We start from the raw sequence: 25664 nt of genomic DNA, 5'->3' as shown, positions 1-25664 counted from the left end.
CCTCGCCGCATGAACGCCCGCGCCAAGGCCTCGAATCCGCTCCTGTCCCAGGTCGATATCGTCGTGATCGGCGCAGGCGCCGCAGGGATCGCGGCGGCGCGGCGTCTGATGCGGCCCGGCCTGTCCGTCCTGATTTTGGAGGCGCGTGAGCGGGTCGGCGGCCGGGCGTGGACGGTCAGGGCCGAGGGCGAAGGTCTGGACATGGGCTGCGGCTGGCTGCACTCGGCCGACGACAATGTGCTGGCGGAACGGGTCGAGGCCGAGGGGCTGACGCTGGACCAGACCCCGCCCCCATGGCGGACTCAGGCCTTCGATCACGAGATGACGCCCGCCGACCAGGCCGACTTCGGCGAGGCTTTCGCCACCTTCGACCAGCGCGTCACCGAGGCGGCGGGGCGGGGGGAAGACCGGCCGGCCTCCGACTTCTTCGATCCCGACTGCCGCTGGAACCCGCGCATGGACGCCATCTCGGGCGCCCTGAACGGCGCCCGGTTCGCCGAGGTCTCCAGCCTGGATTACGACGCCTACGGCGACACGGGGGTGAACTGGCGGGTGCGACAGGGCTATGGCCGGTTGATCGCCCGTCTGTCGGAAGCCGTGTCGCCGATCACGGTGCTGGACTGCGCCGTTCTCAAGATCGACCGCTCCGGCCCTCTGCTGCGGCTGGAAACCAGCAGGGGCGAACTGACAGCACGGATCGTGATCCTGACCGTGCCCAACAGCTTGATCTCCAGCGAAGCGGTCCGCATAGACCCGCCCGTTCCGGCCCTGCTGGAGGCGACGGCGGGCGTGCCGCTCGGCCTGGCGTCCAAGGTGCATATGACGGTGCGCGGCGCCGGCGACTTCCAGCCCGATACCCAGCTGTGGACCCGCACCGACACGGCCGACACCGGCGGCTATCATCTGCGGCCGTTCGGGCGGCCGATGATCGAGGCCTATTTCGGCGCCGACCTGGCCTGGGGGCTGGAGGCGCAAGGCCCGGCCGCCCTGTTCGACTTCGCCCTGTCCGAACTGGTCGCCGCGCTAGGATCGGGGCTGCGTCGGCGGCTGGAGGCCGTGGCGGTGACGAGCTGGGGTGTCGATCCCTGGTCGCGGGGCGCCTATTCGCACGCGCTGCCGGGGCATGGGGCGGATCGGGCGAAGCTGCGGATCTCGGTCGAGGACCGCATCTTCCTGGCGGGCGAGGCGACCGCGCCCGTCTATTACGGCACGGCGCACGGGGCGTGGATGGAGGGCGAGCGGGCGGCGGATGCGGCGCTGACGGCCCTGGGTCTTGACGCCCGTCGCGGCGACGGCGACAGCGAGGCATGAAGCCGACCAAGGCCCGAAAACCCGCCGCCAAGGCGAAGACACCCGGTCCGAAACGCCCGGCGGTCATGACCGGCGCGTCTGTTCCCGTGCTGCGCTGGCCGCCCGACGAGGATCGGGTCGAGACCATCTTCGAGCGTCTGTCCGGTGTCATGCCCGAGCCGAAGACCGAGCTGAACTTCTCCAACCCCTTCACCCTGGTCGTGGCGGTCGCCCTGTCGGCCCAGGCGACGGACGTGTCGGTCAACAAGGCGACCGATCGGCTGTTCCAGGTCGCGGACACGCCGCAGAAGATGCTGGCCCTGGGCGAGGAGGGGTTGGTCCCATACATCGCCTCCATCGGCCTTTATCGAGGCAAGGCGCGCAATGTGATCGCGCTCAGCCGGATCGTGCTAGAGCAACATGGGGGCGAGGTTCCGCTGAACCGCGCCGATCTTCAGGCCCTGCCCGGCGTCGGGCGAAAGACGGCCTCGGTGGTGCTGAACGAACTGGGGATCGAGGCCGCCATCGCCGTGGACACCCATGTCTTTCGCGTCTCGCACCGGCTGGGCCTGGCCAACGCCGCGACGCCGGACAAGGTGGAGGCCCAACTGTTCAAGGTCGTGCCGGAGCAGTGGCTGCCCAAGGCGCACCACTGGCTGATCTTGCACGGCCGCTACACCTGCACGGCGCGAAAGCCCAAATGCCTCGCCTGCGTCATCGCCGACCTGTGTCCCTCGCGGGCGGGGCTGATGGCTTTGGGCGAGGCGCGCTAAGGACCGTGAGCGGCGGCAAGCCGTCGTCGCCTCGCTCAGCTCTCGCTGGCTTCCAGATCGGCGATCATCTTCTGAAGCAGATCGCGCAACTGGCCGATCTGCGGCTCGGAAATCGGCAGGCGATTCACCACCTCGCGGCGGACGTCCCGAACCTGTCCCCGCAGGCCCCAGGCCGCAGCGGTAGGCTGGACCCAGACCTTGCGTTCGTCCCTTTCGTCCCGCTGACGTTCCAGCAGTCCGGCCGCCTCCATTTTCTTGACCTGAGGGGTCAGGGCGCCCGTCTCCATATGGGTGCGTCGGCCGATCTCGCCCATGGTGGCGGGGCCCTCGGTCTCCCACAGGGCGAGAAGGATGAGATACTGAGGGTGGGTCAGACCCAGGGGGTCCAGCAGTCGCCGATACAGACGCGTCACCAGACTGCTGGTCGTCTGCAGCGCCAGACACAGCTGCGCGTCGATCTCGAGATCGGGAATACGTTCCGCAGCTGATGAGTTCGGATCCATGGGTCTCTTTAAACCAGGCTGCGTTCTGGTCAAAAACAGCCGCAGCAATTGGTTCCGTCGAACGGAAAAAATATAGAAACAATGATATAATCATTTGTTAGGTACATACCCCTACTGCCGACGATCTTGTTCAGAAGGACGTGTAGATGTTCGGCAGCAGCCAAAGACGCCGCGAGCGGGAAGAACTTCAGGAACTGCGTGAAATGGCCGTCGCCCTTCGGCGCGTCCAGGCGGTGATCGAGTTCGAGCTGGATGGGACCGTCATCACCGCCAATGCGAATTTCCTGGCTGTCGTGGGGTACGAACTGGAAGAGGTTCAAGGGCGCCACCACCGCATCTTCATGGATCCCGCCGAAGCGGCTTTGCCCGACTACGCCGATCTGTGGCGCCGGCTGAACAGCGGCGAGTTCATCGCCGGCAAGTTCGTCCGCTACGGCAAGGGCGGCGCCCGGGCGGTGATCGAGGCCAGCTACAATCCGATCTTCGGCGCCGACGGAAAGCCCTACAAGGTGATCAAGTTCGCCACGGACGTGACCGAGGTCGAGGCCGAGCGGGAGCGCCGCATCGAGGCGGATCAGGCCTCCGCCGCCGTTCAGGCCCTCGTCGTCAGGGCCACGGGTCAGGGACTGTCGGCGCTCGCCGCCGGGGATCTCGCCTATCGCATTACCGAGGCCTTCCCCGGCGACTATGCGATCCTGCGCGAGGACTTCAACCGCGCCATGACCGCTCTTGATGAGGCCGTCGGCGTCATTCGCAACAATGCGGGGGCGATCCAGTCCGGCGCTGGCGAGATCAGCAGCGCGGCCGAGGACCTGTCGCGCCGCACCGAACGGCAGGCCGCCACCCTGGAGGAGACCGCCGCCGCCCTGGACCAGATCACCGCCACGGTCCGCAAGTCGGCCGAGAACGCCCAGGCCGCCGACGCCGTCGTCAGCCAGACCCGACGTCAGGCCGAGGCCGGCGGCGGCGTCGTGCAACGCGCGGTCATGGCAATGGGCGAGATCGAAAAATCGTCGGACCAGATCAGCCAGATCATCGGCGTCATCGATGAGATCGCCTTCCAGACCAATCTCCTTGCGCTGAACGCCGGCGTGGAGGCGGCCCGAGCCGGCGACGCCGGTCGCGGCTTTGCGGTGGTGGCCTCCGAGGTCCGGGCCCTGGCCCAGCGGTCCGCGGACTCGGCGCGCGAGATCAAGGCTCTGATCTCCACCAGCGGCGGCCAGGTCAAGGCGGGCGTCACCCTGGTGCGCGAATCCGGCGAGGCCCTGGCGGCCATCGCCGAGCGGGTCAATGAGATCACCCATCTGACGGGCGAAATCCGCGCCTCGGCCCAGGAGCAGGCCCTGGCCCTGGCCGAGGTCAATACGGCCGTCAACGAGATGGACCAGGTCACCCAGCAGAATGCGGCGATGGTCGAGGAATCGACCGCCGCCAGTCTGAACCTGAACCGCGAGGCGGCCGACATGGCGCAGCTCGTGGGCCGGTTCCAGGTCAGCGAGGGCGCGGCGCCGGCGCCGATCCGCCAGGCCCAAACCCGTATCGAGGCCTTCGCCAGGACCGCGCCCGCCAAACCGCGCCTGGTCGTCGGCGGCGCAGGCGGCGACTGGGAAAGCTTCTAGATCCGGTCCTGAACGGCGCGGGCGAAGCCGGCGCCGTTCGCCGGGTCGTGGTCCAGATAGAAGTCGGGCTCGATCAGTTCGGCCTCCATCAGCACCCAGGCCCCGGCGTCGTCGCGCGCCAGGTCGATGCGGGCGTACAGCAGCGGCTCGTCGATGGCGGCCAGCACCTGCTGCGCCAGGGCCATGGCGTCGTCGTCCGGCGTCAAGGTCGTATAGAGGCCGCCGAACTGCATCTGGATGCGGAAGTCGCCGGGCACGGGCCGTTTGTTGACCGCATGGCTGAACCGGCCGCCGAAGAACAGTAACGAGGTCTCGCCCTCGGTCTCGATGGATTTCAGATAAGGCTGGATCATCGCCGCGCCCTCCGGCGCATCGGTCAGAACTTCGCCCGGCGTCAGGCGCAGGGTGCGAAACGCCCCGGCCGAGACGGTCGGCTTGACGATCAGAACCGGCGTGCCGGTCTCGGCGAAGGCGGCGGCCACCTGAGCCTGGGTCACGCCGTCGCTCCAGCGGGTCGGGGGGATGGGCACGCCCTTGTTCGCCAGGCGGGCCAGATAGGTCTTGTCCGAGTTCCAGCCCAGCACGGAGGCCGGATTGGCGACCGGCAGCCCGGCGGCAGTCCAAGTCGCGCAGGCTTTCAGCCAGCGGGCATGGTCGCGATGATAGCCCCAGGTGATGACCGGCAGGATCAGGTCGTGGCCCGCAAGGCCCAAGGCGTCCTCGACATGATCGGTCCAGGGCGTCGGGACGACGGTCGCGCCGACGCTTTCCAGCGTCGCCTTCAGCCGCTCCAGCACGCTGGGCCAGCGGCTGACATAGGTTTTGTCGGCGGGATCGGGGGTCAGGACGGCGATCTGGGTCATGACGCCTGCCTATCGCAACCCGCCGACGCATATAAGGGCTTCCTTATATGTTTTCGGGTGACGTCCGGGCCTGCAACCGCTAAGGCGCGACCATGACCCAGAACACCGCCCAATACGACGTCTGCGCTGTCGGCAACGCCATCGTCGACGTGCTCAGCCCCTGCGACGCCACCTTCCTGACGGCCCAGGACCTGGCCCCCAACTCCATGCAGTTGGTCGACGCCGAACGCAGCGCCGCCCTGTATGACGCCATGGCGCCGGGGGTCGAGGCCTCGGGCGGATCGGCCGGCAACACCGTGGCGGGCATCGGCTCGTTCGGCGGTCGCGCGGCCTATATCGGCAAGGTCGCCGACGATACGCTGGGCGAGGTGTTCAGCCACGACATTCGCGCCGCCGGCGTCCACTTCGACACCCCGGTCCTGACGGGCGGCGCCGAGCGCGGCTTCGGCACCGGCCGCTGCTTGATCAACGTCCTCTCGGACGGGGCGCGCACCATGGCCACCTTCCTGGGCGCCGCCAACCAGCTGTACGCCGACGACATCGACGAGGCCCTGATCGCCTCCAGCGAGATCGTCTATCTGGAAGGCTATCTGTTCGACCCCGCGCCCGCCCGGGCCGCCTTCGAGCGCGCCGCCGCCGCCGCGCACAAGGCGGGACGCAAGGTCGCCATCACCCTGTCGGACACCTTCGTCGTCGCCCGCTGGCGCGCCGAGCTGCTGGACTTCATCACCCAGTCCGCAGACATCGTCCTGGCCAACGAGGCCGAACTGGGCGCCCTGTTCGAAACCGACGACTTCGACGCCGCCGCCGCCAAACTGGCCGCCATCGTCGAGATCGCCGCCGTCACGCGCGGCGAACACGGCTCGGTCGTGATCAAGGGCGAACAGCGCGTCGTCGTCGCCGCCTATCCGGTCGCCAAGGTGGTCGACACCACCGGCGCCGGCGACCAGTACGCCGCCGGCTTCCTGCTGGGCGTCGCGCGTGGCCTGACCCTGGAAGAGGCCGGCAAGCTGGGCTCGCTGGCCGCCTCCGAAGTCATCGCCCACTGGGGCCCGCGCCCGATGGTCAAGCTGGTCGATCTGGCCGGGGAGCACGGGTTGAATATTTAACACCTTCTCCCCTTGGGGGAGGAGGTGGAGCCGAAGGCCTCGGATGAGGTATCTATCCGCCTCGTGATGGTGAGAGCCGGGCTGCGGAACCAGCCCCCTCATCCGACCTCGCTACGCTCGGCCACCTTCTCCCCCAAGGGGAGAAGGGAGAGGCTTCAGCTCTTCCACCTCAGCGTCGTCGGCTGGATCGGGTTGACGAACGGCCGTCCCTCGGCGCGGCTCTTGGCCCACTCGCGCTTCAGTTGCTGATACCATTTCGCCTGCCTATCGGCGTCGTCGATCCAGATCAGGGCGGGGTCGTACCGCAGGCCCTCGTTCTGCAGATTCACCATGCCGCCGTCCTGTTTCAGGAAGGCGACCACCCCCATGCGCAGGAAGGGTTTGGCCAGGTCGAAGACCCAGTGGTCGGACCAGAAGATCTGGGTGATCCGCGTCTTGGTGTCGGTGATCGGCGTCAAACAGGTCAGGGCCAACACCTGCTTCTCGCCGACCTGGATATGCTCCCAGCGGAAGCCGGGCAGGCGGAAGGTGATTTCGGTCGCCGGCGCGCCGCCCAGGATCTTGTAGAGGCGGCTGTTGGACGACGGCGCATGCCGCACCATAGCCCAGCCGAAGTCCACGGGGGCGAAGGCCTTGGCCTTTTCGTGCATCGAATGTTCGGACCGCCACCACCATTGCTGGTGGACATAGGGGCCGTGGGCGGGGTCCATCAGGCCGACGACGGCGTGGTCGATATGGCTGTCGAAATCCATCGTCTCGACCAGTTTGGCCTGCCCCCCCACGACGCCGGGAAAGACCGGCGGTTCATGGTCCGGCGCCATCGGATTGCGGGCGTCCGACGCCATCCAGATGAAGACCATCCCCTGGCTCTCGCGCACCGGATAGGACCGCACGCGGATGCGGTCGGCCTCGAACGCCTGATCCTCGACCAGGGACGGAATGGCGGCGCAGACCCCGTCGGTGCGGAAACGCCAGCCATGATAGGGGCATTCGACCGTCTCGCCCTCGCCGGGCTTCTCCACCAGCTTGCCCGCCGACAGGGGCGCGGCGCGGTGGGGACAGATGTCGCGCATTGCATAGACGACGCCCGCGCGGGTCCGGCCGATCAGGATGGGCTCGCCCATGATCTCGTAGCGTTTCAGGCTGGCGACGGCGACGTCGCGGCCCAGGGCGGCGAAATACCAGGCGTCGGCGACGAACCCACTCCCGAACTTGGCGGGGCCGGAGGCGGTCGGCGGCGCCTTGGCCTGTGGCGCGTCTAGGGGGCTTGCGGAGGCGGCTGCGTCGGGCGGCGTCATGGCCCCAGTTTAGCCAAGGCTTTTCGGGAAGTCTTGGCCCACGAGCGCGGGCGCGCTACCGATCGTGAAAACCTATGGGATGAGACATTGATGAACGCGCAAATCCTGACCGGCGTAATCGCCGCCCTCGGTCTGTTCGCCAATCTGGCCGGCTTCGGCGAGGCGCGGGCCCAGGACGGTCATGCGGACCATGGCCATCACCACGCCGATTTCGTCTCTGACCGGCTGCACGTGCGGGTGGACGGAGAGGGGCGCGACGTCATCCTGATTCCCGGCCTCAGCTCCTCGCCCGAAATCTGGCAGGGGACGGTGGATCATCTAGGCGCCGGGTACCGCGTCCACCGCATCCATGTTCAGGGGTTCGCCGGAGCGCCTGCCGAGGGCAACGCCCAGGGCGCGACGCCCAGCCCGGTCGCGGCGCCGGTCGCCGAGGAGATCGCCCGCTATATCCGCGAGCAGGGGCTGAACAAGCCGGTCGTGGTCGGCCATTCGATGGGCGGGACCATCGGCATGATGCTGGCGGCGCGCCATCCCGACAGCGTCGGCAAGTTGATGGTCGTGGACATGGTGCCCTTCATGGGGGCGATGTTCGGCGCGCCGGGCGCCACCGCCGAAAGCGTGACCCCCGTCGCCGACCAGATCTGGGCCGCCCAGTCAGGCAGCGTTCGCGACGCCTATGTCGCCCAGGCCACGACCGCCATCAACGGCATGATCAACACCGAAAGCCGCCGCGCCGAGGCGCTGGAGGACATGCGCGGCAGCGACCAGAAGGTCTCGGCCGCCGCCTTCCGCGAACTGATCACCACGGACCTGCGGCCCGAACTGTCGAAGATCACCGCCCCGACCGAGGTGCTGTACGTCAAGTTCAACGATGCGCGCATGACGCCCCAGATCACTGACGCGATCTACCAGGCCTCGTTCGCCACACTGCCGGGGGTGACGCTGAAGCAGATCGACGACAGCGCCCACTTCATCATGTTCGACCAGCCCCAGGCCTTCTACGGCGAGCTGGACGCCTTTCTTTCGGCGAAATAGCCGATCACGCTGGCGTGATGCTGGCGGAGCCGTTTCGGCGGCGGTTCATACGGGATACATACCCGTGGCGCTAACACCCGCCTGAGCGCGGCATCTGAAGGATAGTCATGGCGGGTCCAGGCAACGGGGGCGGACAACAGGCGCAGGGCAGGCCTCGCCGGTCGGCCTGGCAAAGGCTGCTCTACTGGAGCGCCGTTCTGGCGGTGTGGGGGGTGATCTTCCTGGTCGTCTTCTTCGCCGTGTTCGCGCGCGGCTTGCCGGACACCTCCAGCCTGTATCAGGTCGATCGCCAGCCCTCGATCACCTATCTGGATCGCAGCGGGGCGCTGATCGCGACGCGGGGGACGCAGATGGCGCCGCCCGCCGATCTGGCCACCCTGCCGGACTATGTTCCGGCGGCCTTCATCGCCATCGAGGACCGGCGATTCTATCACCACCCCGGCTTCGACCCCATCGGCATGGCCCGCGCCATGATGACCAACATGCGCGCCGGACGGGTGGTGCAGGGCGGCTCGACCCTGACGCAGCAGCTGGCCAAGAACCTGTTCCTGACGCCCGACCAGAACATGCGCCGCAAGGTGCAGGAGCTGATGCTGGCGGTCTGGCTGGAGATGAAATTCTCCAAGCAGGAAATCCTGGCCCTGTACCTGAACCGGGTCTATTTCGGCGCCGGCGCCTATGGGATCGAGGCGGCGTCGCAACGCTATTTCGACAAGTCGGCCAAGAACCTGACCGTGGGCGAGGCCGCGCTTCTGGCGGGCCTGCTGAAGGCCCCGTCGCGCTATTCGCCCGTGTCCGAGAGCGAACGCGCCGCCGCCCGCGCCACCGTCGTCCTGAACGAGATGGAAGAGGCCGGCGTCATCACCGCCGCCCAGCGCGAACAGGCCGTGACCCAGCCGGTCATCGTCTCGCGCACCCTGGCGACCCAGCACGCCCAGTATTTCATCGACTGGCTGGACAAGTCGATCCGCGGCCTGGTCGGCGAACCGACCGAGGACATGGTGGTCGAGACCACCCTGGACCTGACGATCCAGACCGACGCCGAGCGCGCCGTGCGCCGTATTCTGGACCGCGACGGCTCCAAGGGCGTGCAACAGGCCGCCCTGGTGGCGCTGGACGGCGACGGCCGGGTGCGCGCCATGATCGGCGGCGGCTCTTACGCCGACAGCCAGTTCAACCGCGCCGTCGATGCGCGTCGCCAGGCGGGTTCGGCGTTCAAGCCCTTCGTCTATCTGGCGGCCATGGAGGCGGGCTATACGCCCCAGACGCCGGTGGTCGATCAACCGATCACCATCGGCAACTGGTCGCCCCGGAACTATTCCGGGACCTTCAGAGGCAATATGACCGTCGCCCAGGCGGTGGCCCAGTCGACGAACACCGTCGCCGTCTCGATCGCCGACCAGATCGGGCGCGACAGCGTGGCGCGCGCGGCGCGGCGGCTGGGGATCGAGAGCCGGATAGGGCTGGAGCCGGCCATGGCCCTGGGCGCCGTCGAGGTGTCGCCGCTGGAGATGGCCACCGCCTATGACGCCTTCGCCAACGGCGGGCGCCGGGTGGACGCCTATGGCATCAGCCGCATCCGCACCCCGCAGGGCCGGGTGATCTATCAGCGCCAGAGCGGCCAGAGCGGCCAGGCGATCAACAATCCGCCGCTCTATTACATGAATCAGGTGCTGCGGGGCGTGATGACCTCGGGCACGGGGCGCGGCGCGGCCATTTCCGGGCGCGATCTGGCGGGCAAGTCGGGCACGACCTCGGACTACAAGGACGCTTGGTTCGTCGGCTACACCGGCGGCTTCGTCACCGCCGTCTGGGTGGGCAAGGACGACAACACCGCCATGCGCGGCGTCACCGGAAGCTCGTCGCCCGCCGCCATCTGGAAGGGCTTCATGTCCGCCGCCCTTCCGCGACTGAACGCCCCCGACATCCCCAACGGCCCGCCGATGCCCGAAGGCTGGACCGCGCCCGACCCTGTCGGCGACCTGATGTCGGGTCTGGGCCAGGACGGCCTGCCGGTCGAACCCGTCGATCCTCTGCTGGGCGAACCCTATGTGGAACAGCCGGGCGTGGCGGCGCCGCAGCCGTCGCCGAGACCGCAGATCGTCCGGCCCATGTCGCCCCAGCCCGCGCCGCGCGACACCCCGGACCAGCAGCCGGAAGGTCGGGCGCCGCCGGAACGCCGATCTGATCCGCTGTTCTTCTGATCATACCCGTCTCCTCCCCACAGCGTGGGGAGGAAGCCGTCACGGATCACCGCCCCACGGCGTGCAGCGCCCCGCCGTAGTCCTTCAGCCATTTGCGCCACGGCTTGTGATCCCCCACCAGCCGCTCGACGACGGACCAGTAGGCGGGGCTGTGGTCGGCGTGGACCAGGTGGGCGACCTCGTGGGCGGCCAGATAGTCGATGACCGGCGGCGGGGCCATGATGACGCGCCAGGAATAGCGGATGGTGCGGTTGTGCGGGCTGCATGAGCCCCAGCGCGACCGGGTGTCGGCGATCGACATCTTCACCGGGGGCTGTCCCAGCGTCCGCAGGTGGATGTCGGTGCGTTCCAGCAGGGTGTCGCGCGCCTCGCGCTTCAGCAGGTTCTCGATCCTGCGGGCGTAGGCCTCGCCCTCGCCGCCCGAGCGGATGACGGTCCCATCCTCGACCAGGCGCGCGGCGCCCGCGCCGGACACCGCCTCCAGCCGCACAGGCCTGCCGCGCAGCGAGATGACCTGTCCCGGTTCCAGCGGGCGCCCCTTGGGCCGCACCGCCAGCCGTTCGGAGATCCAGACGGACTTGGAGCGGGCGAAGGCGACGGCCTGGGCCAGGCCGCGCTCGCTGGGCGCAATGACCACGGCCTCGCCCGCGCGCGCGTCGATCCGCACCGACAGCCGCCGGGCGCGCGGATTGACGGACAGTCTGAGCGTGGGGCCGGAGCTGGCCCCGCTTTCGTCAAGCGGCAGCCGCTGACCGTTGCGATACGCCACCGAGGGCCTCGTTCTGGGCGATGAAGTCGCGCACGCGCGGATAGATTTCCTCGCGGAAACGACGGCCGTTGAAGACGCCGTAGTGGCCGACGCTGGGCTGGACGTAGAGCACTCGCCGGTCGTCGGGAATATTGGGGCACAGGCCGTGCGCGGCTTGCGTCTGGCCCACGCCGGAGATGTCGTCCTTCTCGCCCTCGACCGTCATCAGGCCGATGTCGGTGATCCTGGACAGATCGACCTTGCGGCCCCGGTGCTCCAGCAGGCCGCGCGGCAGCAGATGCTGCTGGAAGACGATGTCGATGGTCTGGAGATAGAACTCCTCGGTCAGGTCCAGCACCGACAGATACTCGTCGTAGAATTCCTCGTGCTTTTCGACCCCGTCGCCGTCGCCGTCGATCAGGCTGTTGAAATAGTCCCAGTGGGCGTCGCGGTGGCGCGCCTCGTTCATCGACATGAAGCTGTAGAGCTGGACGAAGCCCGGATAGACCTGCCTTCCGAAGCCCGCATAGGGCAGGGGGACGGTGTGGATCATGTTCGATCGGAACCAGGTGAAGGGCTTTTCCTCCGCCAGTTGATTGGTCACCGTCGGCGAAAGGCGCGCGTCGATGGGCGAACCCATGAAGGTCATGGACAGGGGCCGGTTCTCGTCGCCGTCCTCGGCCATGATCGCGCCGGCGGCCAACACAGGCGGGCCGGGCTGGCACACGCCGACGACATGGGCGCGGCCGCCGATCTCGGCCAGCATCATGCGGACGTGGTCGATATAGTCGAAGAAGTCGAACCGACCCTCCAGCACCGGAACCTGGCGGGCGTTGATCCAGTCCGTGACATAGACGTCGTGGTCCTGAAGGAAGGCCTCGACCGTGCCGCGCAGCAGGGTGGCGTAGTGGCCCGACAGCGGGGCCACGATCAGGACGGCGGGCGCGGCGACGGGTTTGCCCGCGCGCTTCAGGTCGCCGATGTTGCGGGCGAACCGGACCAGGCGGCACCAGGGGCTCTGCCAGATCACCTGTTCGGTGGTGCGCACGGTCTTGCCGCCGACATCGACCGTTTCCAGCTTCCAGTCCGGCTTGCCGTAACGCCGCGTGACGCTTTCGAACAGTTCGGCCGAGGCGTAGGCCGTGCGCCCGATCGCGGTGTCCGCCGCCGGATTGAAGGGGGAGGTCCAGAACTGGCGGGCCATCTGGGCGCCGATCCGGAACGGCAAGGCCGACTGGTAGGCGAGTTCATGAAATGCGTAGAGCATGACGATCCGTTACGGCCCATCGCCGTTTGTGCAGGGCAACATATAATGCGTCACCCCTGCAAAAGCATTATCGCGCGGTTTCAGCCCCGCGCCATCGCCTGTTCGATGATCTTGGTCGTCTTGTCCGGCCCCATGCCATAGGCGACGGCGGTCCTGAACTTCCCGTCCGGCCCCATCAGATAGACGGTCAGGGAGTGGTTCATGGTGTAGTTCTCGCCTTCGCCCACCTTCTCGTAGAAGGCGCGATAGGCCTTGGCGGCCGTGGCCACCTGTTCCGGCGTGCCCGTCAGGCCGATGGTCCCCTTGGGAAAGCCGTCGGACGACAGATAGTCCTTCAGCGCCTGGGGGGTGTCGCGTTGGGGATCGACGCTGACGAAGACGATCTGAAGATCCTCCGCCTTGTCGCCCAGCCGCTGTTGCACCACCGCCAGTTCGGCCAGGGTCGTGGGGCAGAACTCGGGGCAGTAGGTGAAGCCGAAGAAGACCAGGCTCCACTTGCCGTTCAGCATGGTCTGATCGACGGTCTGCCCGTCCTGATTGACCAGGGTGAAGTCGCCGCCCACCAGCGGCTGGCCGGTCGAGGCGATCTCGCCGCCCGTCGGGCTGCGGCCGCCGACCACCACCACGGTGACGATGGCCAGGGCGGCGGCGACGGCGATGCAGGCGCCGGCGAACAGCAGGATGGAACGACGCGGCATGACGACCTCTCACGAAACGGACTTGAGCGGTCTATAGAGGGGCTGTGACCTCGACAGAAGCCCGCATCGCGCCGCAAGGCGTCTCGTCTTCCGAGCCCCTGGACGGCTGGGGCGACGCGCCGCGCCGGGGCCGGGGGTTCTCGCTGCGCACCCTGATCGTGCTGCGCTGGTTGACCATCCTGGGCCAGAGCGCCGCGGTGCTGACGGCGTCGCAGGGTCTGCATTTTCCCCTGCCGCTCTGGTCCTGCCTGATCGTCATCGCCGTCAGCGCGGGGGTCAACGTCGGCGCCATGGCGCGGGTGCGGCGGCTGGAGGCCAGCCTGCCCGACGGGCGCCAGACGGCCATCCACCTGGGCTTCGACATCTTCCAGCTGGGCGTGCTGCTGGGGCTGACGGGCGGGCTGGAGAATCCCTTCTGCCTGCTGCTGGTCGCCCCGGTGACGATCGCGGCGGCCGCCCTGCCGGCGCGCCAGGCCCTGCTGCTGGGCGGCCTGGCCCTGATCGCGGTCGGGGTGCTGTTCTTCTGGTCCGAACCTTTGCCCTGGCGCCCCTATGAGCATTTCGCCCTGCCGCTGCTGTATCGGCTGGGCATGGCCATGGCCCTGGTGACGGGGGTGGTCTTCACCGCCGGCTACGCCTGGCGCGTCGCCGCCGACGCCGAGAAGCTGGAACTGGCCCTGGCCACGACCCAGGACGTGCTGCAACGCGAGCAGCGGCTGGCGGCCCTGGGCGGATTGGCGGCGGCGGCGGCGCATGAGCTGGGCACGCCGCTGGCCACGATCCAGGTCGTGGCCAAGGAGCTTCAGCGCGCCTCGGCCCCCGACAGCGACGCGGCCGAGGACGCCGCCCTGATCCTACAACAAGCCGAACGCTGCCGGGGCATATTGACCCAGTTGTCTCAACAGCCCGAGGGCGATGACGCCCTCTATGCCGACGTCTCCCTGAAGGCCCTGCTGGAAGAGGTGGTCGAGCCGCACCGGGGCTTCGACCTGGCGTTCGAGGTCCTGGTCAAGACGCCGCCGGGCCAGCCCGCGCCGCGCGTGCGCCGGATGCCGGAGGTGGTGCACGGCCTGTCCACCCTGGTCGAGAACGCCGCCGACTTCGCCAATACCACGGTGCGGGTCCAGGCCCTGGTGGACGCCGGCTGGATCGAGATCGAGATCCTGGACGACGGGCCGGGCTTCGCCGGCGACATCCTGCCCCGTCTGGGCGAGCCCTATGTGACCAGCCGCCCCCAAGGCAAGGCGCGCCAGGCCCTGGCCGCCCAGATCGCCGCCGCCGCCCGCCCGTCGAAACGTCGCCCCACGGTCGAGCCGCCCATCGCCCCCAGCCAGGGCGGCATGGGGCTGGGCTTCTTCATCGCCCGCACCCTGCTGGAACGCACCGGCGGCTCGGTCAGCGTGGGCCAGGGCCTGGCGCAGTCCGAGGCCAAAGGGGCGTCGCGCGGGGCCCGCGTGGCCGTGCGCTGGGCGCGTCCGGCGCTGGAAGTGGCGACATGACGGGCTTGGGGCTTAGCGTCGCAGGCGGAACCTTGGCCTTGACCCACACGCTACCGGTCCCGACTTGAAGCGGCAGGAGAGAAACGTATGTCCGAACTAGAAGCCCGCATCGCCGCCCTGCCCGACAAGTCCCTGCTGCTGCTGGATGACGACCAGGCCCTGCGCACCCGGATGGGGCGCGCGTTGGAGGCGCGCGGCTTCGACGTCACGACCGCCGAATCCGTCGCCGAGGCGACGCTGCTGCTGCGCGACAAGGCCCCGGCCTTCGCCGTGCTGGACATGCGGCTGGAGGACGGCAACGGCCTCAAGGTCGTCGAGGCCGTGCGCGAAAAGCGCGAGGACGCCCGCATCGTCATGCTGACCGGCTACGGCGCCATCGCCACGGCGGTCGCGGCGGTCAAGGCCGGCGCCGTCGACTATCTGTCCAAGCCCGCCGACGCCGACGACGTGGTCAAGGCCCTGCTGGCCACCGGCGACTCGCCCGAGCCGCCTGAAAATCCCATGAGCGCCGACCGGGTCCGCTGGGAGCATATCCAGCGCGTCTATGAATTGTGCGACCACAATGTCTCGGAAACCGCCCGCCGCCTGGGCATGCACCGCCGCACCCTGCAACGCATCCTCGCCAAGCGCGCGCCGCGCTGAGGCGTTTCAATCCTCGTCGTCGTCCTCGCCCACATCGGGGATTTCCGGGGTGACGACGGCAGGGGCGATGGTCTTGATCTCGCCCAGCTTGGCGCCGGGGAAGGCCAGCATGACGGCCTTGATGAAGGGGTCGGCCTCGACCTTCTCGCGTTCGGCGGCGCGATCCTTCTTCTGACGCTCGATCAGGGTCTCGCCGCCGCCCTGGCCGTTGGCGGCGATCAGCCAGGTGCGGCCGGTCCAGTCCTTCAGCCGCGAGGCCAGCTTGCGCGCCAGTTCCACGGGCGCCCCCTGGACGCTTTCATAGACGATGGCGCCGGGCTTGAACGAGACCGGCTTCACATACCGTTCCACGTCCATCTGAAGCCCGACCTCGCGCTTTTCGCCGATCAGGGCCACGACCTGTTCGAAGCTCTGCGGGTCGGGCAGGGCGGGGGCCAGGACGGGACGTGCGGCCAACTGCGCCGAAGCGCCGCCGCCGCCTCCACCGCCGCCCCCACTACCCCGAGGCGCCGAACCGCCGCCCAGCGGTTCGCCCGACTGCAACCGCTTCAGCGCCTCCTCCGGCCCGGGCAGGTCGGCGGCGTAGGCCAGGCGGACAATGGCCATCTCGACCGCATCGGCCGGATTGGGCGCGCGCCGCACCTCGTCCAGCGCCTTCAGCAGCATCTGCCACGTCCGCGACAGGGTCGCCGCCGGGATGGCGGCGCCCAGGGCAGCCAGCTTCTGGGCCTGATCATTGGGCAGGCGGGTCGCGTTCGGCCCCAGCATCTTGGCGACCGACGCCGCGTGGCAATGTTCCAGCAGGTCGTTGGTCACCTGCACCGGATCGGCGCCGAAGCCGTACAGGGTGCGGAAACTCTCCAGCGCCTCGGGCGTGCGGCCGGCCATGACGCTCTCGAACAGGGCGATGGTCTGGCTGCGGTCGGCCAGCCCCAGCATGTCGCGCACGGTCTCGGTCTTGACCGTCTCGCCGCGCTCGGCCTGGACCAGGGCCTGATCCAGCAACGACAGCCCGTCGCGCACCGATCCCTCGGCCGCGCGCGAGATCAGGGCCAGGGCGTCGGTCTCGATTTTCATGCCTTCGCGGTCGGCGATCCGGCCCAGGTGTTCGACCAGGATCTCGGGCTCGACCCGGCGCAGGTCGAACCGCTGGCACCGGCTCAGGATCGTCACCGGCACCTTGCGGATCTCGGTGGTGGCGAAGATGAACTTGGCGTGGGGCGGCGGCTCTTCCAGCGTCTTCAGCAGGGCGTTGAACGCCTGCGTCGACAGCATGTGGACCTCGTCCAGCACATAGACCTTGTAGCGCGCCTCGACGGGGGCGTAGCGAACGCTCTCCAGGATGTCGCGGATGTCGTTGACGCCGGTGTGCGACGCCGCGTCCATCTCCATCACGTCCATATGCTGGCCGGCCATGATGGCGGCGTCGTGCCGGCCGTGGGCGGTCAGGGTCAGGGACGGCCGGTCGATGGCGTCGGTCTCGTTGTTCAGGGCGCGGGCCAGCAGACGCGCGGTGGTCGTCTTGCCGACCCCGCGAACCCCAGTCAGCATGAAGGCGTGGGCGATCCGGCCGGTCGAGAAGGCGTTGGTCAGGGTGCGCACCATCGCCTCCTGCCCGATCAGATCCTCGAATGTGCGCGGCCGGTATTTGCGCGCCAGTACCTGATAGGCGGCGCCGTCATCGACATGGGCCTCGACGTCGGCATGGGCGGGGGCGGGCTTGGCGACGACGGGCGCAGCAATGGGGGCCACGACCGGCTCAGGCGCCGCTGCGGGCGCGCCGAACATGTCGTCGGTGTTCTCGTCGCGCTGGACGACGTCGTCCTCTTCCCAGGGCGGGCCGTCGAGATTCGTGTCGCTGTACGTCATGGGCGAAGTCTTACAGCGGGTCCGGGGCTACGCGAAGGGATTCCATCTCCCTTCTCCCCTCGGGGGAGAAGGTGGGCCCGCAGGGCTCGGATGAGGGGGCTCTATCCGCCCCACTGACGGCGAAAGCGAGCCTGCATCCGGCAGCCCCCTCATCCGTCTCGCTCCGCGAGCCACCTTCTCCCCCGAGGGGAGAAGGCACACGCAAACGCGCTCAAGCAGCGAGCGACCGCGTCGCGAGCGTAGCGCCCAAAAAAAGAGAGAAGTAGAGACCGCGACCCGAAGGGGAATTCGTTGTGGCTGCTGCCTTCCGGCCCTGACCAAGTTGGCGAAACCTTCGCCCGCGATCTCCGAGCGGAGATATGACGGGTGCGGCCATCGGAATCAAGAGCTACAGAATGCGCATGGCTCATCAGAACATCTTCGCCGGCAATCCGCTCGATCGCGCCGGCGACCTGCGCAACGATCCCGAATGGCTGGCCGCACAGGAGGCCAATCCCGAGGCGACGGCCATGGTCCTGTGGGAGGGGCGGCCGTTGATCGAGGAGACGGCGCAGGGGCCGCGCCTGGCTTGGCTGTCGCTGAAGCACGCCCGCGACATGGTTCCGGACCGGGATGTCTTCCTGGGCCTGTGGAAGCAGGCGCCGGTCTTCGCCATCGAGTTCGAGGGGTCGATCGACCCCACCGACGGACCGGTGAAGGGGCTGAGCGCCTTTCATGAGATGCGTGGCGCTGCCGCCCTTTTGCCCGGCGCGGACGCGGCCATGGCAGGCGGGGCCAAGAGCCTGTTCGACTGGCGGCGCAAGCACGGCTTCTGCGCCAACTGCGGCACGCTGAGCGAGACGACGTCGGGCGGATGGAAGCGCCGCTGCCCCGCCTGCGGGACCGAGCATTTCCCGCGCGTCGATCCGGTCACCATCATGCTGCCGGTCTACAAGGGCGGGGCTGAGCCGATCTGTCTGCTCGGCCGCCAGGCGGCTTGGCCCGAGGGGCGGATGTCGGCCCTGGCCGGTTTCCTGGAGCCCGGCGAATCCATCGAGGAGGCCTGCGCCCGCGAGGTCCAGGAAGAGGCCGGCCTGACCGTGATCGCCACGGCCTACCACTCCAGCCAGCCCTGGCCTTTCCCTTCGCAACTGATGATCGGCCTGATCGCCGAGGTGTCGGACGACCAGGCCCGGCCGGACCAGACCGAGCTGGAATCGGTCGCCTGGCTGACGCGGGCCGAAGCCGGCGCGGTGCTGGCCGGCGAACACCCCACCATCCAGGCCCCCCCGCCCTTCGCCATCGCCCACAGTTTGATCAAGGCCTGGGTCGAGGACGCCTAATCTCCCTCCCCTTCATGGGGAGGGGCGATCGCGCAGCGATCGGGGTGGGGTCAGAAAAGGCGTGCTGGAGGTCTTAACGGCCCCACCCCGGCTCCGCTTTGCTTCGCCGTCCCTCTCCATGAAGGGGAGGGAGAACGTGTCATCCATCCTATTTCGGAAGATGAACTCGCGCCGTTTCAAAGGCTTACAGCTTTATCTCGCCATTCCACCATACAGGGTCCGACAGGGCTTATAATCGCCGTCGGGTCTTTGACATCGTCGCGCAACCGCAGTCCGCAAAGCGAAGTTGCACCCGTGCAATTCCGGCGGAATGTTTTCTCAAGCGAAATCGGACACTTCCGACCAAGTTGCACTTTGTTGCACCATTTTCCGAGGGTGCAACTTCGCCGCCGATCACGCCAACCGCCGCGCCGCCTCCAGGTCCCCCGGATTGTCGACCGACAGGGGGGCTTCGTCGATGACGGCGGCCCAGATCTGCATGCCCATCTCCAGGGCGCGCAACTGTTCCAGCTTCTCGCGCCGCTCCAGCGGCGACTGCGGGGCGTCGCAGAAACGGTTCAGGGCCTCGCGGCGATAGCCATAGACGCCGATGTGGCGCCAGATGGGGCCATCGCCGTACAGGGTCGAGCGGGTGAAATAGAGGGCGCGGCCCTGACGCTCGTTCTCGCCCAACGCCAGCACCGCCTTGACCACGTCGGGATTGGTCCGGTCCGAGGCGTCGGCCTCTGCGGCGACCAGGGTGGCGATGTCGCAAGTCGGCTCGCCGTGCAGCACGGCGGCGCAGGCGACGGCCAGCCCAGGGCTGGCGAAGGGCATGTCCCCCTGGACGTTGATCACCGCGTCGAAATCACCCTCTGGGTCGATGGCGTCCACTGCGGCGCGGATGCGGTCCGAGCCCGAGGGCAGGTTCGGGTCGGTCAGGACGGCGCGTCCGCCGGCCGCCTCGACCGCCTCGACGATCTCGGGATCGCCGGCGGCGACCACGACCGGCAGGCCCGAGGCCTCGGCCTGTCGATAGGCCCGCACGATCATCGGGACCTCGCCGATCAGGGCCAGCGGCTTGTTCGGCAGACGGGTCGCCGCCATGCGAGCGGGTATCATTATCAGCGGATTCATCGACTTCCCTGTGGCTGTCGCGCCCATCGCGCGCCGGGCCGGTTGCGAAGGCGGCGCTACCGTGCCAGAGACGCCAACGCAAGAATATGTCCGGGGCGTGTTTTCGAGGGGCCCGGCGCGACAGAGGGATTCGACCAGGCGCATGAGCGGCGATCTTAAGTGGAACAAGATTTTCGGCGCGGCTCTGGGGACGGCGTTCGTCATCCTGGTCGTGCAACAGGCCTCGGGCCTGATCTATCACTCCGAGCCCCCCGAAAAGATGGGCTATTTCGTCGATGCGCCCGATGAGGCCGCCGGAGCGGAAGAAGTCGAGCTGCCGCCGGATTGGGGCACGGTCCTGCCGGCCGCCGACCTGGCCGCCGGGGAGGCCGCCTTCGCGCGCTGCCAGGCCTGCCATGACGGCCACCAGGGCGGCGCCGACAAGATCGGTCCGAACCTGTACGGCGTCGTCGGCGGTCCGGTGGAGCACCGTCCGGGCTTCGCCTATTCGGACGCCATGACCAAGCACAAGGCCGAGGTTCCGACCTGGGGCTATGATGCGCTGAACACCTTCATCACGGCGCCGGCCCGCTATGTGCCCGGCACCAAGATGTCCTTCGCCGGCATCCGCGACACCCAGACGCGCATCAATCTGATCGCCTGGCTGCGGACCCAGGGCTCGACCGGCTTCGCCATCCCGGCCCCGGACCCGGCCCGCCAACCCGGCGCAGCCCCGGCCGAAGGCGCCCCCGCCACTGGAGACGCGCCCGTGACCGAAGGCGCGGCGGCGACGGAAGCCACCGGCCAGACGCCGGCCGACGGCACGCCTGCTGTCGTCGAGGAAACGCCGGCGGCGCCGCCGGCCTCGACCAGCATGGCTCCGCCGAATCACTAAGCCGCTCTACGGTCGTCATCCTAGGGCTTGCGGCGAGGATGACGGGTTCGAGGGTTCGAAATGAAAAAGGGGCGGCCTGCGAAGGCCGCCCCTTCGTTGTGAGCGGTGCAGCCGTTCTCAGAGAATCTGCGCCGCCTCGTCGAACGACAGGCGCGGCGAGCGGGGGAACAGGTTCTCGTCCGTGCCGTAACCAAGGTTGAGGATGTAGTTCGGCTCGACACGGCTGTCGGGGAAGAACTCGGCCTTCACGCCCGCCGCATCGAACCCGGACATCGGCCCGACGTCCAGGCCCAGCGCCCGCGCGGCGATGGTCAGATAGCCGCCCTGCAGCGAGGCGTTGCGGAAGGCGCTCTCGCGCCGCCCGGCCTCGTCGGCGAACCAGGCCTTGGCGCCCGGCGCATGCGGGAACAGGGCGTCCAGGTGCTCGTGGAAGTCGATGTCCTGGCCAATGATCAGGTTCACCGGCGCCTGCAACGTCTTGGCCCGATTGCCCTCGCTCATCAGCGGGATCAGGCGCGCCTTGGCCTCGGGCGAGGTGACGAAGACGAAACGCGCCGGACTGGCGTTGACCGCTGTGGGGCCGAACTTGGTCAGATCATAGAGCTTGTGCAGCAGTTCGGGCGCGACGGGGCGGTCGGTCCAGGCGTTGCGCGTGCGCGCTTCGGTGAACAGTTGCGACAGGGCGGCGTCCGACAGCGGGGCGTCGCGTTGAGTGATGGCGTCATAGGCCATGGGATGCCTTCCTGATTACAATAGCAACGAGTGCAGGTGCTAATTAGGCGCTTCCGCAACAGCTGCAAGTGCAAATCTGGCGACGCAAGGTTTCCGATTTCGAGACCAGTTCAAAACCCCTCTGTCGCAAAGCCTGTGTTCGCCCTATCTAGGGGGCATGAAAGACCTGACCCAACTGATGCAGCAGGCCCAGGCGATGCAGCAAAAGCTGCAGGACGCCCAGGCGAAGATGGCCGACACCACCGCAGAGGGCTCCTCGGGCGGCGGGCTTGTCTCGGTGTCCCTGAAAGGGCCGGGCGAGATTACGGCGATCAAGATCGACGACAGCCTGCTGACGCCCGGCGAGGGTGAGATTCTGGCCGACCTGATCGTCGCCGCCCACGCCGACGCCAAGCGCAAGCTGGACGAACAGAACAACGCCCTGATGCGCGAAGCCGCCGGGCCGATGGCCGGGATGAACATTCCCGGAATGCCGAAACTGTTCTGATGGCCGCCTCCGCCGGGCCGGAGATCGAACGGCTGATCTCCCTTCTCGCCAAACTGCCGGGCCTGGGTCCACGCTCCGCCCGGCGCGCGGCGCTGGCCCTGCTGAAGCGGCGCGAGCAACTGCTGGTGCCGCTGGCGGCGTCCCTGACCGAGACGGCGGAAAAGGTCGTGTCCTGTTCGGTGTGCGGCACGCCCGACACCCGCGACCCCTGCGCCATCTGTTCGGACGGCGCGCGTGACAACGGCCTGATCTGCGTCGTTGAGGAGGCCGGCGCCCTTTGGGCGATGGAGCGGTCCGGCGCCTTCCGGGGCAAATATCATGTGCTGGGCGGGCTGCTGTCCGCCCTGGACGGGGTCGGGCCCGAGCATCTGCGCATTACGGAACTGGTCGGACGCGTGCGGGGCGGCGGGGTGCGCGAGGTCGTACTGGCGCTGCCCGCCACCGTCGACGGCCAGACCACCGCCCACTATGTCGCCGAACGGATAGGCGGGCCGGAGGTCGAGGTCACCTCCCTGGCGCGGGGCGTGCCGGTCGGCGGGGACCTGGACTGGCTGGACGACGGCACCATCGTCCAGGCCTTGCGAGCCCGCCGTCCCGCCTGACGCCGATCAGTTCGACGGCGTCGTCGGCGCGTTGACGTTCGGCGCCTCGCCGGTCGGAACCGGCTCAGCTCGGCCTGTCGCGTCCGTCGGGGCGTCTGCGGCAGGCGGGGTCTGGCTGTCGCCCACGAAGTCCTGCGTGTCCGCTGCGGTCGGGCCTGTTTCGTCGTTCTGAGCATTGAAGCCGCCGTTCGACACCATCCAGATCCCCAGCAGCAGCACGGCCGCCGCCAGCGTGGACACCACCAGCAGCACCAGGATGCGCGGACCGTTGCGTCCGCTGCGCACCAGTTCGGCGTCCACAGGACGGCCTTCATGGACGGCGTCGGCGGCCTTGTCGTGGCGTTCGGGCTCTTGCGGGATCATGGGGTGTCTTCTCCGGGACGGTTTCAGACAAACCAACGTCACCGGAACGACGACGTTCCTGCGAGGCTTGGCGTGCTTCTCATGGGCGGCGACTCCCGCTAGGAACGGAGCATGAACATGCTCGCGCCCATCCTCGCCCTTCTCGCCGCCGCCTTCGCGGGCGGTTTCCTGTGGGCCTTCATGGGCTGGCAGAAGACGCAAGGCGCGCTGGCGGCGGCCGAGGCGCGCATCGATCTGGTCGAGGAAAGCCGGGTCACCATGGGCGAGCTGCTCAAGGCCCAGGCGGCCCAGTCGGCCCAGGTGGTGGCGGACCAGATGGTCAGCCGCGCGACCGAGACCTTCCGCGCCCAGGACCAGCTGGCGCGCGAGCGGATGGCGGCTCAGCTCAAGCCCGTCGCCGACACCCTGACCAAGTTCCAGGAACATGTCGCGGCCCTGGAGAAGACCCGCGCCGAAGAGACGGGCGGCCTGCGCGAACAACTGGCGGCGCTGATGGTAGCCTCCTCGGCGACACGGGACGAAGCCCGCAAGCTGACCGAGGCCCTGCGAGGCAACACCGGCCGGCGCGGCCGCTGGGGCGAACAGACCTGCCGCAATGTGCTTGAGGCCGCCGGCATGGCCGGCCGGTTCGACTTCACCGAACAGACCTCCAGCGCCGACGACGAGGGCCGCCAGAACCGGCCCGACTTCATCGTGCGCCTGCCCGGCGGCGGCATGTTCGTGATCGACGCCAAGGTGCCCCTGGCCTTCGACGAAGGGGAGGGGGACGAGGAGGCGCGCGCCCGTTCGGTCGGTCTGCGCACCGCCGCCAGCCTGAAGACTCATGTGCGTCAGCTGTCGACCAAGGCCTATCAGGACCAGTTCCGGCCCAGCCCTGATTTCGTCGTCCTGTTCGTGCCGGGCGACTCCTTCCTGGCGGTGGCGCTGGACCACGATCCGGACCTGTTGTCGAACGCGATGGAATCGCGCGTCGTCATCGCCACACCGTCCACCCTGTTCGCGCTGTGCAAGGCCGTCGCCTACGGCTGGCGGGCGGAAGAACAGGCGGCCAACGCCGACAAGGTCGCCGCCCTGGGGCGCGAACTCTACAAGCGGCTGTCGGTCATGGGCGGCCACGCCTCGGCGGTCGGGCGGGCGCTGGACCAGGCGGTCGGCAAGTACAATCAGTTCGTCGGCTCGCTGGAGAGCCAGGTCATGGTCTCGGCCCGCCGGTTCGAAGACCTGCAGGTGGACCACGAAGGCAAGGCCTTGCCGGACCTCGCGCCCGTGGAAACCACGCCACGCGTCATCGCTCGGCCTGAGTTGATCGCCTCTCAACCGACCGACTAGGTCCGCTCGCGTGGGTGGAAAGGGTATTTGACATCGCTGATCGTTGATGTAAAAGACGCTTGTCTGAACATTGAGCAGTCCGACGAGGCCCTTCAGATGAAAACAGTCAAACCGCTCGGCGCGCGTGGCCTTATCGGCATTGCCCTCTTTGTCCTTGTGCTGGGCTTGGTCGGCGGTATTGGCGCTGGCTTTCTGTCGGATGTGCCGGGTGTCGGCGGACTGGTCGGATCGGGCGTGTTTCTGCTTCTGGTGATGGCTGGGACGCTTGTGATCAGCGCCTGGTGGTGGCGTCGCCTCGATGAGGCGGCGCGTGAGGCGCACAAATGGGCTTGGTATTGGGGCGGCTGCACCGGAATGGTCCTGGGCATGGCGGCTGTGCTGACCTTGGCGACACGCGACGTCGAGATCGAACGGTTCCTGCCCGCCGACACCAACGCTGGCGACCTGATCGTGACCGGCATGATGAGCATCCTGCTGTTCCAACTGGCCGGATACACCCTGGCCTGGGCCTGGTGGTGGCTGGCGCGGATGCGGGGCTGAGCCATGAACAATCGTCTCAAGGTCCTGCGCGCCGAGCGCAACTGGAGCCAGGCGCAACTGGCCGAACACCTGGGCGTGTCGCGCCAGACCGTGAACGCGCTGGAGACCGGCCGCTACGACCCCTCCCTGCCGCTGGCCTTCAAGATCGCCCGCGTCTTCGGCCAGCCCATCGAATCCATCTTTTCCGACGAGGAGAACCAAGGATGACCGCTGCATCCCAACGCCGTCCCACCCTGCCGCGCCGCCTGCTGGTCGCCTTCGGCGTCGGCCTGGCCATGGGCGTCGCCGGCTATCTGTTCGGCCGAATGGTCCTGCCGGGCCTGATCGGACCGGACAGGCTGGACGGGGTGGACCTGCGCTGGTCCGACGCCCTGGCGGCCCTGACCGGGGTGGCCCTGATGATGGGCGCCGGCGCGGTGCTCATCGCCAGCCTGGATCCTCGCCGTCTTGGCCGGATGTACCGTCTGGACGAAGCCGCCTCGGCCGAAGAGGTCGGTCAGGCGCGCCTGCAGGCGTCGGTCCTGGGTTTTTCGGGCGTGATCCTGCTTCTGCCGCTGATCTTCGTCCTCGTCGGACTGCCCGGCGGCGTGGCGCTGGGCCTGATCATCATGCTGTTCGTCGCCCACACGGCGCTGAACCTCAAGGTCTGGCGCAGCGTCGACGAATTGATGCGGCGCGCCACGATGGAGGCCGCATTCGCGACCTTCTTCCTGGGGCAGGGCCTGTTGTTCCTTTGGGCGGCGGCCGAGCGGCTGGGGCTGGTCTTCACGCTGACCGCCTGGGACGTCTACGCCGTGCTGATGACCCTCTACCTCTTCGTTTCCGCCATCGCCTCCGCGCGTCGCGGGCTGGCCTGACCTCACCCGTTTTCAAAAGGGATCG

General features: G+C 68.3%; 26 protein-coding genes and 1 other RNA gene. 16 read left to right on the top strand and 11 right to left on the bottom strand.

Going from position 1 to position 25664, the window contains the following annotated elements; genetic code table 11:
• The first annotated feature begins 9 nt into the window (after positions 1 to 9).
• Entirely contained in the window at positions 10 to 1311 is a 1302-nt protein-coding gene (locus tag ACODSC_RS12435) for a flavin monoamine oxidase family protein (RefSeq protein ID WP_488814272.1), read from the top strand.
• Positions 1308 to 2063 (top strand): endonuclease III, encoded by a 756-nt coding sequence (nth, locus tag ACODSC_RS12430; protein ID WP_488814271.1) that lies wholly within the window; start codon positions 1308 to 1310, stop codon positions 2061 to 2063. The genes ACODSC_RS12435 and nth overlap by 4 nt, the downstream gene beginning before the upstream one ends.
• Positions 2064 to 2098: 35 nt before the next feature.
• On the opposite strand, the gene ACODSC_RS12425 is transcribed toward nth, so the two are convergent.
• A complete protein-coding gene (locus tag ACODSC_RS12425; RefSeq protein WP_488814270.1) occupies positions 2099 to 2566 on the bottom strand; it encodes a MarR family winged helix-turn-helix transcriptional regulator in 468 nt (155 codons plus the stop codon).
• Positions 2567 to 2712: 146 nt separating this feature from the next.
• Between ACODSC_RS12425 and ACODSC_RS12420 the strand changes: the two genes are divergently transcribed.
• On the top strand, positions 2713 to 4185 hold the full coding sequence (locus ACODSC_RS12420) for a methyl-accepting chemotaxis protein (protein ID WP_488814269.1): 1473 nt from the start codon (positions 2713 to 2715) through the stop codon (positions 4183 to 4185).
• Here the strand turns inward: ACODSC_RS12420 and ACODSC_RS12415 are convergent.
• Positions 4182 to 5048: an ATP-grasp domain-containing protein gene (locus ACODSC_RS12415; protein WP_488814267.1), complete on the bottom strand. Its 867-nt coding sequence runs from the start codon at positions 5046 to 5048 to the stop codon at positions 4182 to 4184. The two genes, ACODSC_RS12420 and ACODSC_RS12415, sit on opposite strands and share 4 nt — an antisense overlap.
• A gap of 92 nt (positions 5049 to 5140) precedes the next feature.
• On the opposite strand from ACODSC_RS12415, the gene ACODSC_RS12410 reads away from it, so the two are divergent.
• Entirely contained in the window at positions 5141 to 6157 is a 1017-nt protein-coding gene (locus tag ACODSC_RS12410) for an adenosine kinase (RefSeq protein WP_488814266.1), read from the top strand.
• A gap of 155 nt (positions 6158 to 6312) precedes the next feature.
• On the opposite strand, the gene ACODSC_RS12405 is transcribed toward ACODSC_RS12410, so the two are convergent.
• Positions 6313 to 7455, bottom strand: a complete 1143-nt coding sequence (locus ACODSC_RS12405; protein WP_488814264.1) for an aromatic ring-hydroxylating oxygenase subunit alpha — start codon at positions 7453 to 7455, stop codon at positions 6313 to 6315.
• A 90-nt stretch (positions 7456 to 7545) separates the two neighbouring features.
• On the opposite strand from ACODSC_RS12405, the gene ACODSC_RS12400 reads away from it, so the two are divergent.
• Both ACODSC_RS12400 and ACODSC_RS12395 read left to right on the top strand, forming a co-directional pair.
• Positions 7546 to 8490, top strand: coding sequence for an alpha/beta fold hydrolase (locus ACODSC_RS12400; protein WP_488814262.1), 945 nt, complete (start codon positions 7546 to 7548; stop codon positions 8488 to 8490).
• A 107-nt stretch (positions 8491 to 8597) separates the two neighbouring features.
• Positions 8598 to 10694 (top strand): transglycosylase domain-containing protein, encoded by a 2097-nt coding sequence (locus ACODSC_RS12395; RefSeq protein ID WP_488814261.1) that lies wholly within the window; start codon positions 8598 to 8600, stop codon positions 10692 to 10694.
• Positions 10695 to 10740: 46 nt separating this feature from the next.
• On the opposite strand, the gene ACODSC_RS12390 is transcribed toward ACODSC_RS12395, so the two are convergent.
• From ACODSC_RS12390 to ACODSC_RS12380, 3 genes are all read right to left on the bottom strand, one after another.
• The gene (locus ACODSC_RS12390; RefSeq protein ID WP_488814259.1) at positions 10741 to 11463 is read right to left on the bottom strand and encodes a M48 family metallopeptidase; all 723 of its coding nucleotides are present in this window, start codon (positions 11461 to 11463) and stop codon (positions 10741 to 10743) included.
• The gene (locus ACODSC_RS12385) at positions 11429 to 12709 is read right to left on the bottom strand and encodes a polyhydroxyalkanoate depolymerase (protein ID WP_488814258.1); all 1281 of its coding nucleotides are present in this window, start codon (positions 12707 to 12709) and stop codon (positions 11429 to 11431) included. The genes ACODSC_RS12390 and ACODSC_RS12385 overlap by 35 nt, the downstream gene beginning before the upstream one ends.
• A gap of 80 nt (positions 12710 to 12789) precedes the next feature.
• Complete coding sequence (locus ACODSC_RS12380) at positions 12790 to 13407, bottom strand: SCO family protein (RefSeq protein WP_488814256.1); 618 nt, start codon at positions 13405 to 13407, stop codon at positions 12790 to 12792.
• 44 nt (positions 13408 to 13451) lie between these two features.
• Between ACODSC_RS12380 and ACODSC_RS12375 the strand changes: the two genes are divergently transcribed.
• Complete coding sequence (locus ACODSC_RS12375) at positions 13452 to 14906, top strand: ActS/PrrB/RegB family redox-sensitive histidine kinase (protein ID WP_488814255.1); 1455 nt, start codon at positions 13452 to 13454, stop codon at positions 14904 to 14906.
• Positions 14907 to 14993: 87 nt separating this feature from the next.
• Positions 14994 to 15548 (top strand): ActR/PrrA/RegA family redox response regulator transcription factor, encoded by a 555-nt coding sequence (locus ACODSC_RS12370; protein WP_488814254.1) that lies wholly within the window; start codon positions 14994 to 14996, stop codon positions 15546 to 15548.
• 6 nt (positions 15549 to 15554) lie between these two features.
• Here ACODSC_RS12370 and ACODSC_RS12365 read toward each other — a convergent pair whose 3' ends face one another.
• A complete protein-coding gene (locus tag ACODSC_RS12365) occupies positions 15555 to 17417 on the bottom strand; it encodes a DNA polymerase III subunit gamma/tau (RefSeq protein WP_488814253.1) in 1863 nt (620 codons plus the stop codon).
• Positions 17418 to 17675: 258 nt separating this feature from the next.
• Positions 17676 to 17769, bottom strand: an RNA gene (ffs, locus tag ACODSC_RS12360) — signal recognition particle sRNA small type.
• Between the two features lie 49 nt (positions 17770 to 17818).
• Between ffs and nudC the strand changes: the two genes are divergently transcribed.
• Complete coding sequence (gene nudC, locus ACODSC_RS12355) at positions 17819 to 18739, top strand: NAD(+) diphosphatase (RefSeq protein ID WP_488814475.1); 921 nt, start codon at positions 17819 to 17821, stop codon at positions 18737 to 18739.
• A 393-nt stretch (positions 18740 to 19132) separates the two neighbouring features.
• Here nudC and ACODSC_RS12350 read toward each other — a convergent pair whose 3' ends face one another.
• Positions 19133 to 19855 carry a 3-deoxy-manno-octulosonate cytidylyltransferase gene (locus tag ACODSC_RS12350; RefSeq protein ID WP_488814252.1) on the bottom strand — a complete coding sequence of 241 codons (723 nt, stop codon included), beginning with the start codon at positions 19853 to 19855 and terminating at the stop codon, positions 19133 to 19135.
• 142 nt (positions 19856 to 19997) lie between these two features.
• On the opposite strand from ACODSC_RS12350, the gene ACODSC_RS12345 reads away from it, so the two are divergent.
• Positions 19998 to 20729, top strand: a complete 732-nt coding sequence (locus tag ACODSC_RS12345) for a c-type cytochrome (protein WP_488814251.1) — start codon at positions 19998 to 20000, stop codon at positions 20727 to 20729.
• A gap of 117 nt (positions 20730 to 20846) precedes the next feature.
• Here the strand turns inward: ACODSC_RS12345 and ACODSC_RS12340 are convergent, their stop codons facing one another.
• Positions 20847 to 21461 (bottom strand): malonic semialdehyde reductase, encoded by a 615-nt coding sequence (locus ACODSC_RS12340; RefSeq protein WP_488814250.1) that lies wholly within the window; start codon positions 21459 to 21461, stop codon positions 20847 to 20849.
• Positions 21462 to 21618: 157 nt separating this feature from the next.
• Here ACODSC_RS12340 and ACODSC_RS12335 point away from each other — a divergent pair, with 157 nt between their 5' ends.
• Both ACODSC_RS12335 and recR read left to right on the top strand, forming a co-directional pair.
• Positions 21619 to 21948: a YbaB/EbfC family nucleoid-associated protein gene (locus ACODSC_RS12335; RefSeq protein WP_488814249.1), complete on the top strand. Its 330-nt coding sequence runs from the start codon at positions 21619 to 21621 to the stop codon at positions 21946 to 21948.
• A complete protein-coding gene (gene recR / locus ACODSC_RS12330) occupies positions 21948 to 22550 on the top strand; it encodes a recombination mediator RecR (protein WP_488814248.1) in 603 nt (200 codons plus the stop codon). The genes ACODSC_RS12335 and recR overlap by 1 nt, the downstream gene beginning before the upstream one ends.
• 6 nt (positions 22551 to 22556) lie before the next feature.
• On the opposite strand, the gene ACODSC_RS12325 is transcribed toward recR, so the two are convergent.
• A complete protein-coding gene (locus tag ACODSC_RS12325) occupies positions 22557 to 22913 on the bottom strand; it encodes a hypothetical protein (RefSeq protein ID WP_488814247.1) in 357 nt (118 codons plus the stop codon).
• Positions 22914 to 23024: 111 nt separating this feature from the next.
• Between ACODSC_RS12325 and ACODSC_RS12320 the strand changes: the two genes are divergently transcribed.
• Genes ACODSC_RS12320 through ACODSC_RS12305 form a run of 4 tightly spaced genes read left to right on the top strand, consistent with a single transcriptional unit; the run spans position 23025 to position 25639 of the window.
• On the top strand, positions 23025 to 24242 hold the full coding sequence (locus tag ACODSC_RS12320; protein ID WP_488814245.1) for a DNA recombination protein RmuC: 1218 nt from the start codon (positions 23025 to 23027) through the stop codon (positions 24240 to 24242).
• A gap of 27 nt (positions 24243 to 24269) precedes the next feature.
• On the top strand, positions 24270 to 24782 hold the full coding sequence (locus tag ACODSC_RS12315; RefSeq protein ID WP_488814244.1) for a hypothetical protein: 513 nt from the start codon (positions 24270 to 24272) through the stop codon (positions 24780 to 24782).
• Between the two features lie 3 nt (positions 24783 to 24785).
• Positions 24786 to 24989, top strand: coding sequence for a helix-turn-helix transcriptional regulator (locus ACODSC_RS12310; protein WP_488814243.1), 204 nt, complete (start codon positions 24786 to 24788; stop codon positions 24987 to 24989).
• Positions 24986 to 25639 carry a hypothetical protein gene (locus tag ACODSC_RS12305; RefSeq protein ID WP_488814241.1) on the top strand — a complete coding sequence of 218 codons (654 nt, stop codon included), beginning with the start codon at positions 24986 to 24988 and terminating at the stop codon, positions 25637 to 25639. The genes ACODSC_RS12310 and ACODSC_RS12305 overlap by 4 nt, the downstream gene beginning before the upstream one ends.
• Positions 25640 to 25664 lie beyond the last annotated feature (25 nt).

The sequence above is a fragment of the Brevundimonas sp. FG128 genome, from assembly GCF_057809775.1.
The sequence above is the reverse complement of the archived record's forward strand: the minus strand, read 5'-3'. Positions and strand labels throughout refer to the sequence as shown.

Coding starts and splice junctions, on each gene's coding strand:
- ACODSC_RS12435 (WP_488814272.1), top strand. CDS start 10: ATGAACGCCCGCGCCAAGGCCTCGAATCCGCTCCTGTCCCAGGTCGAT.
- nth (WP_488814271.1), top strand. CDS start 1,308: ATGAAGCCGACCAAGGCCCGAAAACCCGCCGCCAAGGCGAAGACACCC.
- ACODSC_RS12425 (WP_488814270.1), bottom strand. CDS start 2,566: ATGGATCCGAACTCATCAGCTGCGGAACGTATTCCCGATCTCGAGATC.
- ACODSC_RS12420 (WP_488814269.1), top strand. CDS start 2,713: ATGTTCGGCAGCAGCCAAAGACGCCGCGAGCGGGAAGAACTTCAGGAA.
- ACODSC_RS12415 (WP_488814267.1), bottom strand. CDS start 5,048: ATGACCCAGATCGCCGTCCTGACCCCCGATCCCGCCGACAAAACCTAT.
- ACODSC_RS12410 (WP_488814266.1), top strand. CDS start 5,141: ATGACCCAGAACACCGCCCAATACGACGTCTGCGCTGTCGGCAACGCC.
- ACODSC_RS12405 (WP_488814264.1), bottom strand. CDS start 7,455: ATGACGCCGCCCGACGCAGCCGCCTCCGCAAGCCCCCTAGACGCGCCA.
- ACODSC_RS12400 (WP_488814262.1), top strand. CDS start 7,546: ATGAACGCGCAAATCCTGACCGGCGTAATCGCCGCCCTCGGTCTGTTC.
- ACODSC_RS12395 (WP_488814261.1), top strand. CDS start 8,598: ATGGCGGGTCCAGGCAACGGGGGCGGACAACAGGCGCAGGGCAGGCCT.
- ACODSC_RS12385 (WP_488814258.1), bottom strand. CDS start 12,709: ATGCTCTACGCATTTCATGAACTCGCCTACCAGTCGGCCTTGCCGTTC.
- ACODSC_RS12380 (WP_488814256.1), bottom strand. CDS start 13,407: ATGCCGCGTCGTTCCATCCTGCTGTTCGCCGGCGCCTGCATCGCCGTC.
- ACODSC_RS12370 (WP_488814254.1), top strand. CDS start 14,994: ATGTCCGAACTAGAAGCCCGCATCGCCGCCCTGCCCGACAAGTCCCTG.
- ACODSC_RS12365 (WP_488814253.1), bottom strand. CDS start 17,417: ATGACGTACAGCGACACGAATCTCGACGGCCCGCCCTGGGAAGAGGAC.
- nudC (WP_488814475.1), top strand. CDS start 17,819: ATGGCTCATCAGAACATCTTCGCCGGCAATCCGCTCGATCGCGCCGGC.
- ACODSC_RS12350 (WP_488814252.1), bottom strand. CDS start 19,855: ATGAATCCGCTGATAATGATACCCGCTCGCATGGCGGCGACCCGTCTG.
- ACODSC_RS12345 (WP_488814251.1), top strand. CDS start 19,998: ATGAGCGGCGATCTTAAGTGGAACAAGATTTTCGGCGCGGCTCTGGGG.
- ACODSC_RS12340 (WP_488814250.1), bottom strand. CDS start 21,461: ATGGCCTATGACGCCATCACTCAACGCGACGCCCCGCTGTCGGACGCC.
- ACODSC_RS12335 (WP_488814249.1), top strand. CDS start 21,619: ATGAAAGACCTGACCCAACTGATGCAGCAGGCCCAGGCGATGCAGCAA.
- recR (WP_488814248.1), top strand. CDS start 21,948: ATGGCCGCCTCCGCCGGGCCGGAGATCGAACGGCTGATCTCCCTTCTC.
- ACODSC_RS12325 (WP_488814247.1), bottom strand. CDS start 22,913: ATGATCCCGCAAGAGCCCGAACGCCACGACAAGGCCGCCGACGCCGTC.
- ACODSC_RS12320 (WP_488814245.1), top strand. CDS start 23,025: ATGAACATGCTCGCGCCCATCCTCGCCCTTCTCGCCGCCGCCTTCGCG.
- ACODSC_RS12310 (WP_488814243.1), top strand. CDS start 24,786: ATGAACAATCGTCTCAAGGTCCTGCGCGCCGAGCGCAACTGGAGCCAG.
- ACODSC_RS12305 (WP_488814241.1), top strand. CDS start 24,986: ATGACCGCTGCATCCCAACGCCGTCCCACCCTGCCGCGCCGCCTGCTG.